This is a genomic window from Streptomyces roseolilacinus (assembly GCF_014649335.1).
In the GTDB taxonomy this organism is placed as follows: Bacteria; Actinomycetota; Actinomycetes; order Streptomycetales; family Streptomycetaceae; genus Streptomyces; species Streptomyces roseolilacinus.
Window position 1 is genome coordinate 128,347 of sequence record NZ_BMSV01000009.1, and the last position, 16,896, is coordinate 145,242.

Annotated in this window: 17 protein-coding genes and 1 pseudogene; 11 read left to right on the top strand and 7 right to left on the bottom strand. The window is 71.5% G+C overall.

Annotation, left to right across the window (positions count from 1 at the left end; translation table 11 throughout):
* Nucleotides 1–145: 145 nt before the first annotated feature.
* From IE106_RS21960 to IE106_RS21970, 3 genes are read right to left on the bottom strand one after another with little or no spacing between them, the layout of a single operon-like run.
* Nucleotides 146–925: a sugar phosphate isomerase/epimerase family protein gene (locus tag IE106_RS21960; protein WP_189536992.1), complete on the bottom strand. Its 780-nt coding sequence runs from the start codon at nt 923–925 to the stop codon at nt 146–148.
* A gap of 35 nt (nt 926–960) precedes the next feature.
* Nucleotides 961–2,133 (bottom strand): dihydrodipicolinate synthase family protein, encoded by a 1,173-nt coding sequence (locus IE106_RS21965; RefSeq protein ID WP_189536750.1) that lies wholly within the window; start codon nt 2,131–2,133, stop codon nt 961–963.
* Nucleotides 2,130–3,281 (bottom strand): Gfo/Idh/MocA family protein, encoded by a 1,152-nt coding sequence (locus tag IE106_RS21970; RefSeq protein ID WP_189536753.1) that lies wholly within the window; start codon nt 3,279–3,281, stop codon nt 2,130–2,132. Before IE106_RS21970 ends, IE106_RS21965 begins: the two co-directional genes overlap by 4 nt.
* Nucleotides 3,282–3,474: 193 nt before the next feature.
* Here IE106_RS21970 and IE106_RS21975 point away from each other — a divergent pair, with 193 nt between their 5' ends.
* A complete protein-coding gene (locus IE106_RS21975) occupies nt 3,475–4,533 on the top strand; it encodes a LacI family DNA-binding transcriptional regulator (protein ID WP_189536755.1) in 1,059 nt (352 codons plus the stop codon).
* A 209-nt stretch (nt 4,534–4,742) separates the two neighbouring features.
* Here the strand turns inward: IE106_RS21975 and IE106_RS21980 are convergent, their stop codons facing one another.
* Nucleotides 4,743–5,174 carry an ATP-binding protein gene (locus IE106_RS21980; RefSeq protein WP_189536757.1) on the bottom strand — a complete coding sequence of 144 codons (432 nt, stop codon included), beginning with the start codon at nt 5,172–5,174 and terminating at the stop codon, nt 4,743–4,745.
* 149 nt (nt 5,175–5,323) lie between these two features.
* Between IE106_RS21980 and IE106_RS21985 the strand changes: the two genes are divergently transcribed.
* The 6 genes from IE106_RS21985 to IE106_RS22010 all read left to right on the top strand — a co-directional run bounded on the left by IE106_RS21985 (nt 5,324) and on the right by IE106_RS22010 (nt 10,289).
* Nucleotides 5,324–6,178: a helix-turn-helix domain-containing protein gene (locus tag IE106_RS21985; protein WP_189536759.1), complete on the top strand. Its 855-nt coding sequence runs from the start codon at nt 5,324–5,326 to the stop codon at nt 6,176–6,178.
* On the top strand, nt 6,175–6,369 hold the full coding sequence (locus tag IE106_RS21990) for a DUF397 domain-containing protein (RefSeq protein WP_189536762.1): 195 nt from the start codon (nt 6,175–6,177) through the stop codon (nt 6,367–6,369). Before IE106_RS21985 ends, IE106_RS21990 begins: the two co-directional genes overlap by 4 nt.
* Nucleotides 6,370–6,383: 14 nt before the next feature.
* Nucleotides 6,384–6,578, top strand: a complete 195-nt coding sequence (locus IE106_RS21995; RefSeq protein WP_189536764.1) for a DUF397 domain-containing protein — start codon at nt 6,384–6,386, stop codon at nt 6,576–6,578.
* 748 nt (nt 6,579–7,326) lie between these two features.
* Entirely contained in the window at nt 7,327–7,725 is a 399-nt protein-coding gene (locus tag IE106_RS22000) for a hypothetical protein (protein ID WP_189536766.1), read from the top strand.
* A 66-nt stretch (nt 7,726–7,791) separates the two neighbouring features.
* Nucleotides 7,792–9,099: a VanZ family protein gene (locus tag IE106_RS22005; protein WP_189536768.1), complete on the top strand. Its 1,308-nt coding sequence runs from the start codon at nt 7,792–7,794 to the stop codon at nt 9,097–9,099.
* Nucleotides 9,100–9,341: 242 nt separating this feature from the next.
* Nucleotides 9,342–10,289, top strand: a complete 948-nt coding sequence (locus tag IE106_RS22010) for a phosphotransferase family protein (protein WP_229840701.1) — start codon at nt 9,342–9,344, stop codon at nt 10,287–10,289.
* Nucleotides 10,290–10,383: 94 nt separating this feature from the next.
* Here the strand turns inward: IE106_RS22010 and IE106_RS22015 are convergent, their stop codons facing one another.
* Nucleotides 10,384–11,283, bottom strand: coding sequence for a MerR family transcriptional regulator (locus IE106_RS22015; protein ID WP_189536771.1), 900 nt, complete (start codon nt 11,281–11,283; stop codon nt 10,384–10,386).
* Nucleotides 11,284–11,382: 99 nt separating this feature from the next.
* Nucleotides 11,383–11,697 (bottom strand): annotated as a pseudogene (locus IE106_RS22020) (IS982 family transposase); the annotation flags it as partial.
* A gap of 124 nt (nt 11,698–11,821) precedes the next feature.
* On the opposite strand from IE106_RS22020, the gene IE106_RS22025 reads away from it, so the two are divergent.
* The 3 genes from IE106_RS22025 (at nt 11,822) to IE106_RS22035 (ending at nt 14,021) form a co-directional block, all read left to right on the top strand.
* Entirely contained in the window at nt 11,822–12,391 is a 570-nt protein-coding gene (locus IE106_RS22025; protein WP_189536775.1) for a MepB family protein, read from the top strand.
* Between the two features lie 119 nt (nt 12,392–12,510).
* A protein-coding gene (locus IE106_RS22030) for an IS5 family transposase (RefSeq protein ID WP_189536995.1) occupies nt 12,511–13,391 on the top strand; the annotation gives its coding sequence in 2 pieces (ribosomal slippage) (nt 12,511–12,871 and nt 12,871–13,391; 882 coding nt in all).
* 123 nt (nt 13,392–13,514) lie between these two features.
* On the top strand, nt 13,515–14,021 hold the full coding sequence (locus tag IE106_RS22035; protein WP_189536777.1) for a DUF6624 domain-containing protein: 507 nt from the start codon (nt 13,515–13,517) through the stop codon (nt 14,019–14,021).
* Between the two features lie 76 nt (nt 14,022–14,097).
* On the opposite strand, the gene IE106_RS22040 is transcribed toward IE106_RS22035, so the two are convergent.
* Complete coding sequence (locus IE106_RS22040) at nt 14,098–14,679, bottom strand: hypothetical protein (protein ID WP_189536779.1); 582 nt, start codon at nt 14,677–14,679, stop codon at nt 14,098–14,100.
* A gap of 597 nt (nt 14,680–15,276) precedes the next feature.
* Here IE106_RS22040 and IE106_RS22045 point away from each other — a divergent pair.
* Nucleotides 15,277–16,860, top strand: a complete 1,584-nt coding sequence (locus tag IE106_RS22045; protein ID WP_189536781.1) for a right-handed parallel beta-helix repeat-containing protein — start codon at nt 15,277–15,279, stop codon at nt 16,858–16,860.
* Nucleotides 16,861–16,896: the final 36 nt, after the last annotated feature.

A 16,896-nucleotide genomic window follows, 5' to 3' on the forward strand; every position in this document is an offset into this window, starting at 1 on the left:
CCTGCCGGGGCCTTCCGTCCCCCCGCCTTCCCCTCCGGGGCTTCCGGCGCCGGTGACGGCGCCCGTCGCGCCAAAGGGGCCGCACAGGGGCGGGGGGCGGTGTCCGGAAGGGCCCCGCGCCGCCACGGGACGCCGGAGCCCTCCGTCAGAGGGTGTGCTCGGCGTACCGGCGGACGGTCTCCTCCAGCACCTCCACGCCGTCGCGTGCCCACAGCGCGTCGTTGAACAGCTCGACCTCGATGGGGCCCCGGTACCCGGCCGCGTCGAGGCGCGTCCGCCACTCGCGCATGTCGATCGACCCGTCGCCGATCTGCCCGCGCCCGTTGAGGACGCCCTCCGGGAGGGGGGTGACCCAGTCGGCCAGCTGGAAGGAGTGGATGCGGCCCTGCGCGCCCGCGCGGGCGACCGCCGCCGGGGCCCGGTCGTCCCACCAGACGTGGTACGTGTCCACGCCCACGCCGACCAGGGACGCCGGGAAGCGTTCGGCGACGGCCAGCGCCTGGTCCAGGGTGGAGATCGCGCAGCGGTCCGACGCGTACATCGGGTGCAGCGGCTCGATCGCGAGGCGCACGCCGCGCTCGGCCGCGTGGGGCGCGAGTTCGGCGACGGCGTCCGCGATGCGCTCGCGGGCCGCGGCCAGGTCCTTGCCGCCGGGCGGCAGGCCGCCGGAGACCAGGACGAGCGTGTCCGTGCCGAGCGCCGCCGCCTCGTCGATCGCCGCGCGGTTGTCGTCGAGGTCCCCGGCGGTGGTGAAGAAGCCGCCCCGGCACAGGGTGGTGACGGCCAGCCCGGCGTCGCGGACCAGCTTGGCGGCCGCCTCCACGCCGTACTCCCGGACCGGCTCGCGCCACAGGCCGACCCCGGGGACGCCCAGGCGCGCGCACGCCTCGGTGAGTTCGGGGAGGGACAGCTGCCTGACGGTCATCTGGTTGATGCTGAAGCGGGACAGGTCGAGGTCGGTCACCGGGCCACCCCGTACACCGCGAGGAGGGAGGTCATGCGGGCCGCCGCGCGCTGCGGGTCGGGGAACAGGCCGAGCCCGTCGGCGAGTTCGTAGGCGCGTGCCAGGTGCGGCAGGGAGCGCGCCGACTGCAGGCCGCCGACCATCGCGAAGTGGTCCTGGTGGCCGGCGAGCCACGCCAGGAACACCACGCCCGTCTTGTAGAAGCGGGTCGGGGCCTGGAAGAGGTGCCGGGACAGCTCGACGGTGGGGTCGAGGAGCTTGCGGAAGCCCCCGGTGTCCCCGGTGTCGAGGAGCCGCACCGCCTCGGCGGCCAGCGGGCCGAGCGGGTCGAAGATGCCCAGCAGGGCGTGGCTGAAGCCGCGGTCGTCGCCGGCGATCAGCTCCGGGTAGTGGAAGTCGTCGCCCGTGTAGCAGCGCACGCCCTCCGGGAGGCGGCGGCGCAGGTCGATCTCGCGCTGCGCGTCCAGCAGGGAGATCTTGACGCCGTCGACCTTGTCCGGGTGGGTGGCGATGACCTCCAGGAAGGTCTCCGTCGCCGCGTCGAGGTCGGACGAGCCCCAGTAGCCCTCCAGCGCGGGGTCGAACATGGGGCCGAGCCAGTGCAGGACGACCGGTTCGCCCGCCTGCCGCAGCAGGTGGGCGTAGAGCTCCAGGTAGTCGTCCGGGGTGCGGGCGGCGGCGGCCAGCGCGCGGGAGGCCATGACGATCGCCTGGGAGCCGGTCTCCTCGACGAGGGCGAGCTGCTCCTCGTACGCGGCGCGGACGGCGTCCAGGCCGGCCGGGCCGGTCAGCTGGTCGGTGCCCACGCCGCAGGCGATGCGGCCGCCGACCGCCTTCGCCTCGGCGGCGGAGCGGCGGACCAGCTCGGCGGCGCCCGCCCAGTCCAGGCCCATGCCGCGCTGGGCGGTGTCCATGGCCTCGGCGACGCCCAGGCCGTGCGACCACAGGTGGCGGCGGAAGGCGAGGGTCGCGTCCCAGTCGACGGCCGCCGGGGAGTCGGGGCTGGTGTCGGCGTACGGGTCGGCGACGACGTGCGCGGCCGAGAAGACCGTGCGGGAGGCGAGCGGGGCGCCGGTGGCGAAGGCGCGCGGCTCGGTGCGGGGCCGGTACGCGCGCGTGGAGCCGTCCGGGTTCGGGAGGGGGACCGTCGGTCCGGCGGCCGCGGTCACAGCGACAGCTCCGGCACCTCGAAACGGCGGCCCTCGGCGGAGGACCTCAGGCCCAGCTCGGCGAGCTGCACGCCGCGCGCGCCCGCCAGGAGGTCCCAGTGGTACGGCTCGTCGAGGTAGACGTGGCGCAGGAACAGCTCCCACTGGGCCTTGAAGCCGTTGTCGAACTCGGCGTTGTCCGGCACCTCCTGCCACTGGTCGCGGAAGGAGTGGGTGACGGGCAGGTCCGGGTTCCAGACCGGCTTGGGGGTCGTGGAGCGGTGCTGGACGCGGCAGCCGCGCAGCCCGGCGACGGCGGAGCCGTGCGTGCCGTCGACCTGGAACTCGACCAGCTCGTCGCGGTGGACGCGCACCGCCCAGGAGGAGTTGATCTGGGCGACGGCGCCGCCCTCCAGCTCGAAGACCCCGTACGCGGCGTCGTCGGCGGTGGCGGTGTAGGGCTTGCCCTGCTCGTCCCAGCGCTGCGGGATGTGGGTGGTGACGTGGGCGCTGACGCTGGTCACGCGGCCGAACAGCTCGTGCAGCACGTACTCCCAGTGCGGGAACATGTCGACGACGATGCCGCCGCCGTCCTCGGCGCGGTAGTTCCAGCTGGGGCGCTGGGCGTCCTGCCAGTCGCCCTCGAAGACCCAGTAGCCGAACTCGCCGCGCACGGAGAGGATCTCGCCGAAGAAGCCGCCGTCGATGAGGCGCTTCAGCTTGAGCAGGCCCGGCAGGAAGATCTTGTCCTGGACGACGCCGTGCTTGATGCCGGCCGCGCGGGCGAGGCGGGCCAGTTCCAGGGCACCGGACAGGTCGGCGGCGGTGGGCTTCTCGGTGTAGACGTGCTTGCCGGCGGCGATCGCCTTGGTGAGGGCGTCCACGCGCGCGGAGGTGACCTGGGCGTCGAAGTAGACGTCGGTGCGGTCGTCCGCGAGCACGGCGTCGAGGTCGGTGGACCACTCGGTGAGGCCGTGGCGCTCCGCGAGCTCGCGCAGGGCGTGCTCGCGGCGGCCGACGAGGACCGGCTCGGGCCACAGGACGTTGCCGTCGCCGAGGTCGAGGCCGCCCTGCTCGCGGATCGCGAGGATGGAGCGCACCAGGTGCTGGCGGTAGCCCATCCGCCCCGTGACGCCGTTCATGGCGATCCGCACTGTCCTGCGTGTCACGAAGGTCCCTCCCTGTCTGGCCGCGTGAGCCGCGCGGGCTCCGCGGGGTGTATGCGGGGTGCCGCGACTTCTGCGAGAAGTGCGGCTTATCGTCGTAGCAAGCGCTTTCTATCGCTGATGACGCTAGCCTGCCGACAGTGGCCCGTACAAGAGCCGCGCCCGACTTCCCCGACTTCTCCTCGGAGGGAACGCGATGACAGTCACCCTGGCCGACGTGGCGGCACGCGCACGGGTGTCGCCGGCGACCGTCTCGCGGGTCCTCAACGGCAACTACCCGGTGGCCGCGACCACCCGGGAGCGGGTGCTGCGCGCCGTCGACGAGCTGGACTACGTCCTGAACGGCCCCGCCAGCGCCCTCGCCGCCGCCACCTCCGACCTCGTCGGCATCCTCGTCAACGACATCGCCGACCCGTTCTTCGGGATCATGGCGGGCGCCGCGCAGAGCGCCATCGGCGACACCGGCACCGGCCGCGCGGGCGGCGAGAAGCTCGCCGTCGTCTGCAACACCGGCGGCTCCCCCGAGCGCGAACTGACGTACCTGACGCTCCTGCAGCGCCAGCGCGCGGCCGCCGTGGTCGTCACCGGCGGGGCGCTGGTCGACCCGGCGCACATCGCCGCGCTCACCGCCAAGCTGACGAAGCTCGGCGACGCCGGGACGCGCGTCGTCCTGTGCGGACGGCCGCCCATGCCGGGCGACGCCGTCGCGGCGACCCTCGCCTTCGACAACCGGGGCGGCGCGCGGAGCCTCACCGAGCACCTGCTGTCCCTCGGCCACCGCCGCATCGGGTACGTCGCCGGCCCGGTCGAGCGGTCCACCACCCGCGACCGGCTGGACGGCCACCGCGACGCGATGACCGCCGCCGGGCTGGACGGGCCGGACGCGGACCGGCTCACCGTCCACGGCCGGTACACCCGCGCCTCCGGGTACGACGCCACCCGCGAACTCCTCGCCCGCGACCCCTCCCTCACCGCCGTCGTCGCCGCCAACGACACGGTCGCGCTCGGCGCCTGCGCGGCCCTGCGGGAGGCGGGGCTGCGCATCCCGGACGACGTGTCCGTGGCCGGCTTCGACGACCTGCCCTTCTCGATCGACGCGGTGCCCTCCCTGACGACGGTGCGGCTCCCGCTGCACGAGGCGGGGGTACGGGCGGGCCGCCTCGCGATGGGCGCGGACACCCCGCCGCCCGGGGGCGTGGCGACGATCCCGGGCGAACTGATGGTGCGCGCGTCGACGGCGCCGCCGCGCGGTTAGGGACGGCTCGCGGGGCGTTTCGCTGGGGCCTTGCGGGTGTCTTGCGGGGCGTTTCGCCGGGGCCTTGCGAGGTGCCTTGCGGGGCGTTTCGCCGGGGGCCTGCGGGGGGGCCTTGCGGGGTGCCGCCCTGCCGGGCGCCGTCCTCCCCGGCGCCGCCTTGCCGTACGCGTACGTCCCGCGGCCGCCGTACGGCACGCCCCACCCGGCCGTCACGGACAGTCGACCTCGGCCCACACCGTCTTGCCCGGCCCCCTCCGGGGCGCCACGCCCCAGCGGGACCCCACCGCCTCCACCAGCAGCAACCCGCGCCCGCCCTCGCCCTCGGGCGGCGCGGCGACACGTTCGGGGCGACCCGGATGCGCGTCGGACACCTCGACCCGCACGGTGCCCGCCCCCCGGTCCCGTACGAGCCGCAGCTCGAACTTCCGGCCGGGCACGTGCCCGTGCAGCACGGCGTTGGCGGTCAGTTCGGCGACGACCAGTTCCACGGCCTGCCCCTGCGGGCTGTCGTACGGGACGCCCCACACGTGCAGCCGGTGCCCGGCGAGCATCCGGGCGAGCCGCGCGCCTTGACGGGTGGCGGAGAACCGCTGGGCGAAAACACGTACGGTGAGGGCGTCTTGGTCCCGAGCTGTGCGCATGCGGCCCAGCGTCGGGGCGGATCATACCCGGCACCAGGGGCTTCACCGGTACAGAACGATCTGTACCAGTTCACCGACTGGACCGGAAGAGTCACGCACCGTGAAGATTTCTCCGTTGGGCGAGCACGAACCACCGGAGGCGGGCGGCGATGGGACGGGACGACGGCGAGGGATGTGACGTCACGGGCGCGGGACTCGAACTGTCGGAGGGGCTGCAGGTGTTCGGCGCCGTGCTGAAGTCCTTCAGGCAGGCTGCTCGCCTGACCCAGGAGAGCTTCGCGCCGAAGGTACGGTACTCGGCCCACTACATCGCCAAGATCGAGCAGGGCAAGCGGTTCCCTCCGTGCGACTTGCCCGAACGGGTGGAACCGGTACTGGGTGAGACGGCGGCGAGTGTTCTGAAGGCTGCGGCGAAGAAGTTGAGCCGGAGGTCGGGGTTGGCGTCGTGGTTCCAGCACTGGGTCGAGATCGAAGAAGAGGCGCTGACCCTGTACGCCTACGAATGCCGCGTGGTGCCAGGGCTGTTGCAGGCGGAACCGTACGCGCGGAAGGTGCTGGAGAGCCACTTGCCCCCCGTGACCGACGAGCAGGTGGAGGCCAGACTGGCCGCGAGGCTGGATCGACAGCGGCTGCTCAGTGAACGGCAGAACACCTCGTTCGGATTCATCATCGAGCAGGCCGTCATCGAGAGGGGCTTTGGCGGGCCGGACGTCACCCGCCACCTCGTCGACCACCTGCTGACCTGCGCGCGGTCACGCAACGTCGAACTGCTGGTCATGCCGACTCGTGGAGTCGAGCACGCAGGGGTCTACGGACCCATGTACCTGGCGGAGACACGGGCTCACGAGTGGGTCGGGTACGTGGAAAACCAGGAAACCAGCCTCCTCATCACCGACCGGAATCAGGTCAGTGGGATGCTCCAGCGCTATGGCAGGATGCGTTCGCAGGCTCTCGATCCAGAAGCCTCGATGAGCCTGCTTGAACACATGCGAGGAGCCCCATGAGCATCCGAGACCCGCACTGGTTCAAAAGCAGCCACAGCGACCCCGGCGGCGGCAACTGCGTCGAGGTCGCCCGTGTGCCCGGCGCCGTCCACGTCCGCGACTCCAAGGACACCCGCATCACCCCCCTCACCCTCTCCCCCACCGCCTGGACCGCCTTCCTCGCCTCCGAGGCGATGAACCCGCAGGAGTGATCGCGAGGAGCGCCGTGAGCACCCCAGACCCGCACTGGTTCAAGAGCAGCTACAGCGGCGGCGGAGGCGACAGTTGCGTCGAGGTCGCGCACGCTCCCGGCGCCGTCCACGTCCGCGACTCCAAGGACACCCGCATCACCCCCCTCACCCTCTCCCCCACCGCCTGGACCGCCTTCCTCACCCACGCGGTTGGCCCCCGCACCCGCTAGGGCCAGGATCGGCTCCGGCTGGACCGTCTTCCGCACCTCACCAACGCCGGGAAAGTCGCCGCCGGTGGACCTCCGCGAGTAGGCATACCCATTCCTCGACGTCGGCCTCGGTCCTCCGCCGGACCCGGTCGTCCGGCCCCTTCACCGCATCCCTGAACTCCTTGATGGTCACTCCGGCATGGAAGCGCGGCCCGGACCGCCGGGCCGCGACGGCCCGATGGCACCACACGGACGGCGCCGGCTGCCGTCAATGCGCGGATACACCCAGCCCTCCCCGGAGGACCGCCCTGTCACACCAGTCGCCGATGCCGCCCCGACACTCCGGCTCCGAGAGACCACACGGCACGGCGGGCGGGTGTCGGTGCGGCGTGGATTCAGCGGCGACCTACGGCGCGTACGGGTACCTCGTCGAGGCAACAGTCCGTCTGGGCGGCTTCGGGGAGAGGATCCTCCCCGACTTCACCGCATCACCCAAAAGCGGAGCATTTCGCTCCAAAGATGATTATGAGACACAACAGCCGCTTCGCCCGGGGCGCCAGCCGTGCCGCAAGACCACCCATTCCCCACGGCTCACAAGGCACCCACCTCAACGGGAGCCCGAATCACACCAGTTCGGGGGTATATAACATGAGGGCACTTTCAAGCCTCGTTGAATTTTTCACATTTGAGAGAGGGCTCTCCTCCCGGACACCATTTCGCCCGGCACATACAGGTGAAAATACAAAGCCAAGTGAAACCGGGAGGGAAAATGCGACTCAAGCAGGCGATGGTCGCCGTGACGGCGAGTGCCGGTCTGGTCTTCTGTACGGGCGGGATGGCCGCGGCCGAGAAATCCGTCAGCACGAAGCTGTCGAACGGCGTTCTCACGGTCATCGCAGAGGACGGATGCGTCCTGGGAGGAAACTGCAAGCTTTTCTTCCCCGCCACGCAGTACAAGAAGACAAGCGGCAGCAAGGTCTCCATCCAGCTCGCCCTGGACACGGGGAACTCCCTGCACAAGACCGAGGCCATGACCATTTCGTCCGGACAGACGAAGAGCAAGAGCTGGGGCGGCATGCCGAAGTCCAAGGCGAAGGACTGCAGCGTGGCAGGGTACATGGTAGCGACCACAGGCAAGTACTGGACACCGAACCTCAAGGTCTGTTGATCCGACTCTCCTGGTGTCGGGGCGCGGAATCCGCCGCGCCCCGACCCGCAGCCACCGAGGTTTTCCGTGATTGAAGCATCCATGGGAGCGGTCCCCCGGCTCCTCCTGTTCTTCTGTGTCGGCGCGATGGCAGTCAGCGCCGTTACCTTCCTTGCGGCCAGGCTCCTCAAGAAGCCGCCGCTGCTCCCCGTCCTGCTGGCGGTGGCGGTCACGGGGATCCTGTCGGTGACCCTCCTGCCGAGCGGATCCGGCGCCGAAGTCGCCCAGTGCGACGTGGGGACACCCCGAAACGTCCTCACCTCGTCCAGCGCGCTCTTGAATGTCGCACTCTTCGTCCCCGCGCCCTTCCTGGCCGTCCTGATCTGGCGTCGTCCGGTAACCACCGCAGCCGTGTTCGCAGTCCTCACGGGTGGCATCGAGTTCTTGCAGACGGTGATCCCGGCAGGACGCTCCTGCAGCATCACGGACATGGTCGCCAATTCGATCGGCGCCCTTTCGGGCATCGGCCTCGGTGTCGTGTGGTCCAGGGGCAGGCGGCAGCATTTCAGAAAGCCACTGCGGGACCTGCTGAGCGGAGTCGCGGTCATCACCGCGGGGGCGACGTTGCTGGCCGTCGGGTTCAACGGACGGGTGCGGGCCGTGGACGTTGTCACCATGGACGAGCGGCGTCAGGAGTACGCCGACAGCCTCGACGGGGCCGACCAGTGGATCGGCGAGGCCGCGGAAGGTCTGTTCGGCCCGGGGACCGTCGTCAGGCAAAGCTCCGTGGAGAAGGACGGACCGCACTCCGTGATCACTGCGACGACGGATCGGGGCAACGTATCGGGGTCTTGGCCCGACCGCACGTTGCGATGGGGGTGGACGGCGCGGAGCAAGGGCGACCCCGGGGCACTCGATCAGGAACAGGCCCGGAGGGTCGCGCACACGTACGCGGTGAAGTGGCTTCCGGGATTCACCGAAGGAAGCAGGGTGAAGGTCAGAGAGCTCGGGGACGGGACCGACACGACCGCCCCGTACCAGGTCAGCTATCGCCGTTACAGTGCCGGGGTGATGATGCCCATGCGCCTTGACCTGACGGTCACCAAGGCGGGTCGCATCATGGGATTCACGTCCAGCGACGAGAAGGATCCCGCCTTGCCCGAGGTCACCGTGTCGGCGGAGTCCGCCAAGCGGATCGCGACCCGGGAAACGGGGAAGAAGGCCGCTACCGCACTGCTGCTCGCCCAGAAGGTTCGCGGTCAGTGGCGCCCCGTATGGCTCATCGGCCTGGACGATGAGGACATCAACCTGGACGCCGTCACGGGGAAGGAAGTGCGTCCCGACCCGGTGAAGACACCTGAGATGAAAGTGCCGTTGGTCGAAGACGGTCCGTGACGTGCGCCTTGCGCCGGAGGGGCGGTACGGGATCCACCCCGGTCCGCCCCCGTGAGACCGCCGTGCTCACGGAACCCGCCGCAGCAACGGTCCCCGAACGGCTCCCGTACCACTGCCCCGCCGGCAACGTGACCACGGTCGGGACGACCGCCGGGGCGCGGTCGGTGCTGCGTGCGTCACATCCGTCCGGATCGTTCGAACCGGCCCCGGACGCGGGGGCCCCGGGTTAGCGTGCGTGTGTGATCACGAGTGTGGAACCGCCGGAGGCGACGCGCGCCTGGGTGGAGGGGCGGCTCGGCAGCGGGGAAAGAGTCGTCGGGGCCACGGCGCTGCGGGGCGGGTGGACGTCGGAGATGCGGCGGCTGGAGGTGGAGGGGCCGGGAGGGCGGCGGTCGCTGGTGCTGCGGTCGTTCGTCAGGCCCTTCTTCGTACGGCACGCCCACGGGCTGCTGAGCCGTGAGGCCGACGTCCTGCGGCTCCTCGCCCCCACGGACGTGCCCGCCGCCGAGCTGGTCGCCGTGGACGCGACCGCCGAGCACTGCGACCATCCCTCCCTGCTGATGTCCCTGCTCCCCGGGACCGTCCGCGTGGACGACGCGGGGGCCGGGCCGCGTGCCGGGCTGCTGGCCCGCCGGCTGGTGGCGATCCACCGGCTGGCGGTGCCGGAGGGCGCACGCCCCCGGACGTACCAGCCCTGGGTGTCGCCCGAGCGGGTGAGCGTGCCCGCCGGGACCGGGCGACCCGAACTGTGGCGCCGGGCCGTGGACGTCATCCGGCGGGAGGCGCCCGCCTACCAGGGGTGCTTCCTGCACCGGGACTTCCACCCCGGCAACGTCCTGTTCACCGGCGACGGGCACGGGACGCGGATCAGCGGGGTGGTCGACTGGGTGGAGACCTCCTGGGGGCCCGCGGACCTGGACGTGGCCCATTGCTCGACCGCCCTGGCACTGCTGCACGGGGTGCAGGCGGGTCTGGGCTTCGCCGACCTGTACGTGGCGGCGGGGGGCGCCCTGTCGGAGGACCCGGGCGCCCACCTGTACTGGCGGCTGCTCGACGCGCTGGGGTTCGCGCCCGACGCCGAGAAGGTCGCCGCCCCCTGGCGCGGGCTCGGACGTACCGACCTCACCCCCGACGTGCTGACCGGGAGGCTCGAAAGCTACCTCCGGGCCCTCTTCGACCGCTACGGCTGAGGAGGGGGGCGGAAGGGCACGGGCGAGAGCGGATGTGCCGCGGGGCGCCGGTCACGCCCGGTCGGCGCCCCCGGCGGCCGTCGGCCGTGGCGCGTCACGTCCGTGGACCGAGCTCCGCCTCCAGCGCCTGCTCCAGCCAGAGGTAGTCCTCCTCGGGGACCGGGCGGGGCCGGTTCCCGCGGACGAGGGACAGCAGCCGGCGGAAGCGCTGGGCGTCCGCCGTGAACCCCGCCCGCAGGGCCGCCAGGACCTCGGCCCTGTCGGCGTCGTGGAACAGCCGGGACAGTACGGCCGCGGCCTGTGGTCCCGCGGGGTCCACGCCGCGCTCCCGGGCCTCGGCGACGACCTGCACGACGTGCCGGGTGAACCAGATGGAGCTGCCGGGGCGGCCGGGGGCGTTCAGTTCGAGCATGCGGCGCATCCGGGCGCGGTGGTCCGGGTCCTGGATGAGCTCGGCGAGTTCGAGCCACGCCTCCACCTGTTCGGCGGACGGGTGGTCGGGCAGCTCCAGGGGGGAGCGGCGCAGGCGTTCCTCCAGGGCGTCGGCGCCCCGGAGTCCGTCGGACACCTCCTTCATGAAGTCCTCGATGATCGTTCGGCGCTCTTCGACCGAGAGCCGTGCCAGTCTGTTCACCAATACCGTCTCCTCGGTGGTGGATCCGCGATGTGCGATCGCGGACAGAACCGCCCGGTTCACCCTGAGCACCCGCATCTGCGCGTCCACCGCGGCGACGTGCCGGGCGGCGACCTCGGCCACCGTCGTCTCGTCGTGCAGAACCAGGCGCACCTCCTCCATGCCCAGCCCGAGTTGCCGCAGGCTGTGGACGAGGCCGAGCCGTACGACGGCGTCGGGCCCGTACAGGCGGTAGCCGCCCGCCGACCGGCGGGCCGGGGTGATGACGCCGGCGTCCGACCAGCGGCGGATGCTGCGGACGCTCAGGCGCGTCCGGTCGGCGAGCTGCCCGATGGTGAGCAGGGGTTCTTCGTCGTTCACCCGGCAACTGTGGACCTTCTCCCCGGGGGAGACTCAAGCCCGGGGCCGGCGCGTGCGCGCACTCCGGTTCCCCGCCGGCCGCGGCGCGGTGGCGGGGGCGTGGTCGTCGAACCGGAAGTCCGGGTCGGCGGCCGGGAGTCGTACGGTCTTCTCGACCAGTGACGACGCGGCCCTCAGCCGTTCGTTCCAGCCCGGCTGCTCGGGCGCGTACGGGAACGTCTCACCCGAGCGGGAATCCACGAACCTCAGCCACCGCGGCTCCGAGGTGAAGCCCAGCGGCGCCTGCGCGACGGCGGGGCGGAGGGGCTCGGAGTCCGCCGGCTGCGGCGGTCGACCCAGCCGCCGGGTGCCTCCGATCCCGTCGTCGATCTCCACGTACAGCGCGGTCGGCAGGGCGGCCAGGTTGTTCGTCACACAACGATCCCGGACGCCCTGCCTGCGTTCCCGGGCACACCGTCAGCATGCGCATGTCCCCACGGGGGCCGCACCGCCAGTTCGGTCGCCGACTCCGTCCCCGTATCCGTGACAGGGTGAACGAATGGCGACGAACCGCGGGCACTCACCCGATCTCCACTCCACCGGATTCGAACCGTGGTCGGGCACCACCCCGGTCCACGGGGATCTCCTCGCGGCGAAAACGCTCGTCTACGACCCCTGCGGGTTCACCTGCTCGCAGCCGGCCCCGGAACCCGAGAGCGCCGCATACGCCGCCCACGCCTTCACCCTTGACGGACTCGCCGTCCGATTCCGCGCGGCCAGGACGACCCCGACCAAGGTCGGCCAGTTCGTCACCGTATGGAAGAGGTCCCCGTGCGGGCCCATCCGGCCTTTCGACGCCACCGACCCCGTCGACCTCCTCGTCGTCAGCACCCGCGACCACCATCACTTCGGCCAGTTCGTCTTTCCCATGGACGCGCTCCGCCACCACGGTGTCGCGTCAGCAGACGGCTCCGGTGGGAAACGGGCCTTCCGCGTCTACCCGCCCTGGGTGACCACCACCAACCGCCAAGCCGGCACTGCGCAGGCGTGGCAACTGGACTACTTCCTGCACCTGCCCCAGGACCGACCCGTCGCTACCGCCCGCGCCCGAGAGCTGTACCGCCCCTAGGGCGGACGACCAGCCGGAGTGACACGATCGCCTACGGCCCCTGATCACTCGGAACGACTCGCCTAGGCCCTGTCCGACGGATCATGTGACTGCCTCGGATTCGAGTCGTTGGCATGTTCATGGGGCGGGGAGATCTCACAGACGACGAATGGGCACGCCTGCGTCCGCACCTGCCGAAGTCCGGCCAGCGGGGTGGGCGTTGGGCGAATCATCGCAGGGTGATCAACGGAATCCTCTTCCGGCAGCGCACCGGGGTGCCGTGGCGGGATCTGCCTGCGCGTTTCGGCAAGTGGAAGACCGTGTATGAGCGACACAGGCGCTGGTCGGCGGACGGCACGTGGGACACGGTCTTCGCGGCCGTCCTGGCCGACGCCGACGCGGAAGGCCGTATCGACTGGTCCATGGTGAGTGTGGACTCCACCTCCTGCCGGGCCCACCAGCATGCCGCCGGAGCGCGCAGGAGACCCCCGCGAGTGCCGGGAAAAGACGCACGCCCCGGCAGCACCGGCCCGACGAGGGGCTCGGGCGATCCCGGGGCGGTCTCACCTGCAAGATTCATCTCGCCGGCGAGGGCGGGCGCCGTCCGCTGGCCCTGCTGATCACTCCGGGCCAGTGGAGCGATGCCCCACAGCTCATCCCCGTCATGGAACGTATCCGTGTTGTTCGCCTCGGCGGCGGGCATCCCCGCACCCGCCCGGATCATCTCGGCGGTGACAAGGCGTACTCCTCGCGCCGTAACCGCCGCTACCTGCGCCGACGGCAGATCAAGCACACCATCCCCGAACCGGGCAACCAGCGGGCCAACCGAAAGCGTCGCGGCAGCCGCGGCGGCAGGCCGACCGGCTTCGACAAGACGATCTACAAGCGAAGGAATGAAGTTGAGCGGACGATCAACGCCCTCAAGAACTTCCGGGCCGTAGCCACGAGGTTCGACAAGCGTGCCTATGTCTTCCAGGGCACCGTGACTGTCGTAGCGATCCGGCTCTGGCTTCAGGGATAGATCCATTATCCCCATGTGGGGAGGTGCCTGTCACCGTTCTCCGGGATGATCTTTACGCCTGATTTGCGCCTTTAGGCTTGCGGGCAACCGGCACAACGCACTGATTTATCTTGGGAGTTGAGAGTGGCGCACGACATTGCCGCGCTGGCCGTGGAGCTCGCGGATATGGCTGCGGCCGATCACCAGTCCGCGGTCCGCGCGAACAGCGATGACCCTGCCGAGCAGCTGGCCTGGCGGCGGCTGACCGCACGGCACGGCGACCGGCTGGGCGAGATCATGGACGAATACGGCTGGCCGACGGCAGAACTGGTCGGTGAGGAGGCCGCACGCGCGGCATGGCTGATCGCCCAGCACGCCGACCGGCAGCTCGATGTTCAGCGGCGCGCCCTCCATCTGATGCAGCAGGCGGTGTCGACAGGCTCGGCCAGCCCGCGCGAGCTGGCCTTCCTGCGCGACCGCACGCTGGTCAATGAGGGCCGCAAGCAGGTCTACGGCACTCAAATCGCCGGTGTGAAGGACGGGGCGCCGATTCCGTGGCCCTGTGAAGAGCCCGAGCGCATGAATGAGCTCCGTGCAGAAGTCGGGATCGAGCCCTTCGACGAGTACGTTGCCAAGTTCTCCCTGGCCTGACGCGCTGTTCCAAGTCGCGTGCTGCGGATCACTGCCCGAGGCTCGCTGCCGCAGGCCATGATCCGCTGGACAGAACCTAGTCGTCGACGCCCAGGTCAGCGCGCATGGCCCGCTTCATCTCCCCCAGGTGGGGCCAGACCTCCTGGTGGAACTCCTCCTCCAGGAAGGACAGTTCCCCGTCACCGGCGGAGGGCGGCGTGCCGTACTTTCTGAGCTTGCCGTATGCGGTGTTCAGGTGCTTCTTGGCCGCGCTGGCCGCGCGCAGTACCGCGTCCGGAGCGATCATCTGGGCTTCCGCGTAACTGTCCCGGAAGGAGAACCGACCCGTCTCCAGATCTTTCAGGGACGCGTCGACGTCCTCGCCGCGCTGAAGTGCGTGGAGGTGGTTGGTCATCGCCGTCAGGTACTGGCGCGCGGTGGTGTTCAACGTGATGTAGCAGGTGCGTCGGCGTTCGAGGCTCTCGCTCTGCCGTTGCCTGGCCTGCTCCGCCCGGAGCAGTTCCTCGGCGTGGTCGCGTTCCTCGCGGCGCTGTTCGGCCGCGGCCTGGAGCTCCATCCGCTTGGTGCGATCCGCGCGGTTCTGCGTCAGCAGCGCGGCCCCCAGCGTTCCCGCCACACCCACGACAGCGACCAGCAACCCCGCCCAGGCGGTACCCATGACGCCCCCTCCGTGAAGCCGAAAGATCGCGCCCCGCGGCGGGCGCTCCCTCTCACGCGCCACCGCAGGACCTCGGACTCCCCCATACTGCACGGGAGTTCCTCGTGTCCGGAGCGGAAAGGCCCGGTAGCGGCCGGCCCCTCGGCGCGCCGCGGTGCTCGGTGGCGGCTCGTCCGCCGCACCGTCCGCGGCCCCTTCCGGCGGACCACCGAGGCGCCGGGCCTCCGTACGCGGTGCCGGGGCGCTCGCCGAGCCGGCCCGCGCGCCCGGCGGGCGGGCCCGGCCGGTCCGGGGCCGGCGGCTTCCGGGAGGCACGGGCCCTCCCCCGCCCGGGCGGGCACGGGGCCGGAGCGACGCCCCCGGATTCCGCTCCGGGGGCGCTCCGACGCGACGACGGGGACGAGGCGGCGGGGCGCGGCCGGGGGCGGGAGGGCGACGGGCGAGGCGACCGGGTCCGAAAGTTTCCCTCGGTTCGCGGTGATTGACGTGCCCATGGCGCACTCCTAGCTTAGCAAGCGCTTTCCATCTCTCGTGTCGAGAGCCGCACTCCCCCGCCCGCACCCCGCGGGCGGCCACGGAGAAGGACGAGGACCCCCCATGAGGACGAAATCCGCACTGTCCGCGCTGGCGTGCGCCGCCCTGGCGGCCGGCACCGTCGTGGTGCTGCCCGCCACCGCGTCGGCCGCGCCGACCCGCTACGAGGCCGAGCGCGCCCCCGCCACCTGCGACGGCACCGTCGACACCGACCACGCCGGGTACTCCGGTACCGGCTTCTGCAACGGCCGCAACGCCGTCGGCGCGGCCCTGCAGTTCACGGTGGACGCCCCGCAGGCCGGCACCGCGACGCTGACGGTCCGCTACGCCAACGGCACCACCACCCCGCGGCCCGCGGGTGTCACGGTCAACGGCGCGTCGGCCGGGTCGGCGTCGTTCGCCGGCACCGGCACCTGGATGACCTGGGCGATGGCGACGCTCACCGTCCCGCTCAACGCGGGGAGCAACACCGTCCGGTTCAGCCCCACCACCGCCGGCGGCCTGGCCAACATCGACGCCCTGGACGTGGAGGCGGGCGGCACGACCACCCCGCCGCCCGTGGACGGCGCCCTGTACGTGGCGCCGAACGGCACCGACGGCGCCGCCGGCACCGTGTCGGCGCCGACGACGCTCACCTCGGCGATCAGCCGCATCGCCCCCGGCGGGACCATCCACATGCGCGGCGGCACGTACCGCTTCTCGCAGACCGTCACCATCCCGGCCGGCAGGAACGGCACGGCGGGCGCCCGGACGAGGCTGGCCGCGTACCCGGGCGAGACGCCGGTGCTGGACTTCTCCGCCATGGCGGAGGACCCCGCCAACCGCGGGCTCGCCCTCAACGCGTCGTACTGGCACGTCCACGGCCTCGTCGTCCAGCGCGCCGGCGACAACGGCATCTTCGTCGGCGGCAGCAACAACGTCATCGAGCGCACCGTGACCCGCTTCAACCGCGACACCGGCCTGCAGCTGTCGCGGGCGGCCTCCACCACCCCGCGCGACCAGTGGCCGTCCCACAACCTCGTCCTGGGCGCGGAGTCGCACGACAACGCCGACTCCGACGGCGAGGACGCCGACGGCTTCGCCGCGAAGCTCACCGTCGGCCCCGGCAACGTCTTCCGGTACGCGGTGGCCCACCACAACATCGACGACGGCTGGGACCTGTACACCAAGACGGACACCGGCCCCATCGGCCCGGTGACCGTCGAGGACTCCCTCGCCTACGAGAACGGCACCCTCAGCGACGGCACGCAGAACTCCAGCGGCGACCGCAACGGCTACAAGCTGGGCGGCGAGGACATCGGCGTCCCCCACGTCGTGCGGCGCAGCATCGCCTACGACAACGGCAAGCACGGGTTCACGTACAACCGCAACCCGGGGTCGATGACGGTGTCGAACAACCTCAGCGTCGACAACGCCCAGCGCAACTACACCTGGGAGGCCGGGAGCTCGGTGTTCCGGAACAACACCTCCTGCCGCAGCGGCGGCGGCACGAACGACAAGGTCGTCGGTGACGCCGACGCCACCAACCAGTTCTGGACCGGCACGAACGGCTCCCGCTGCTCCTCCTACACCGGCACCCTGACCTGGTCCCACGCCTCCGACGGCCGTCTGGTGGTCTCCTTCGGCGGCAGGGTGGTCACCCTGTAGCCGCCCGCACCGCCCCGGCCGCCGCACGCCCCCGGC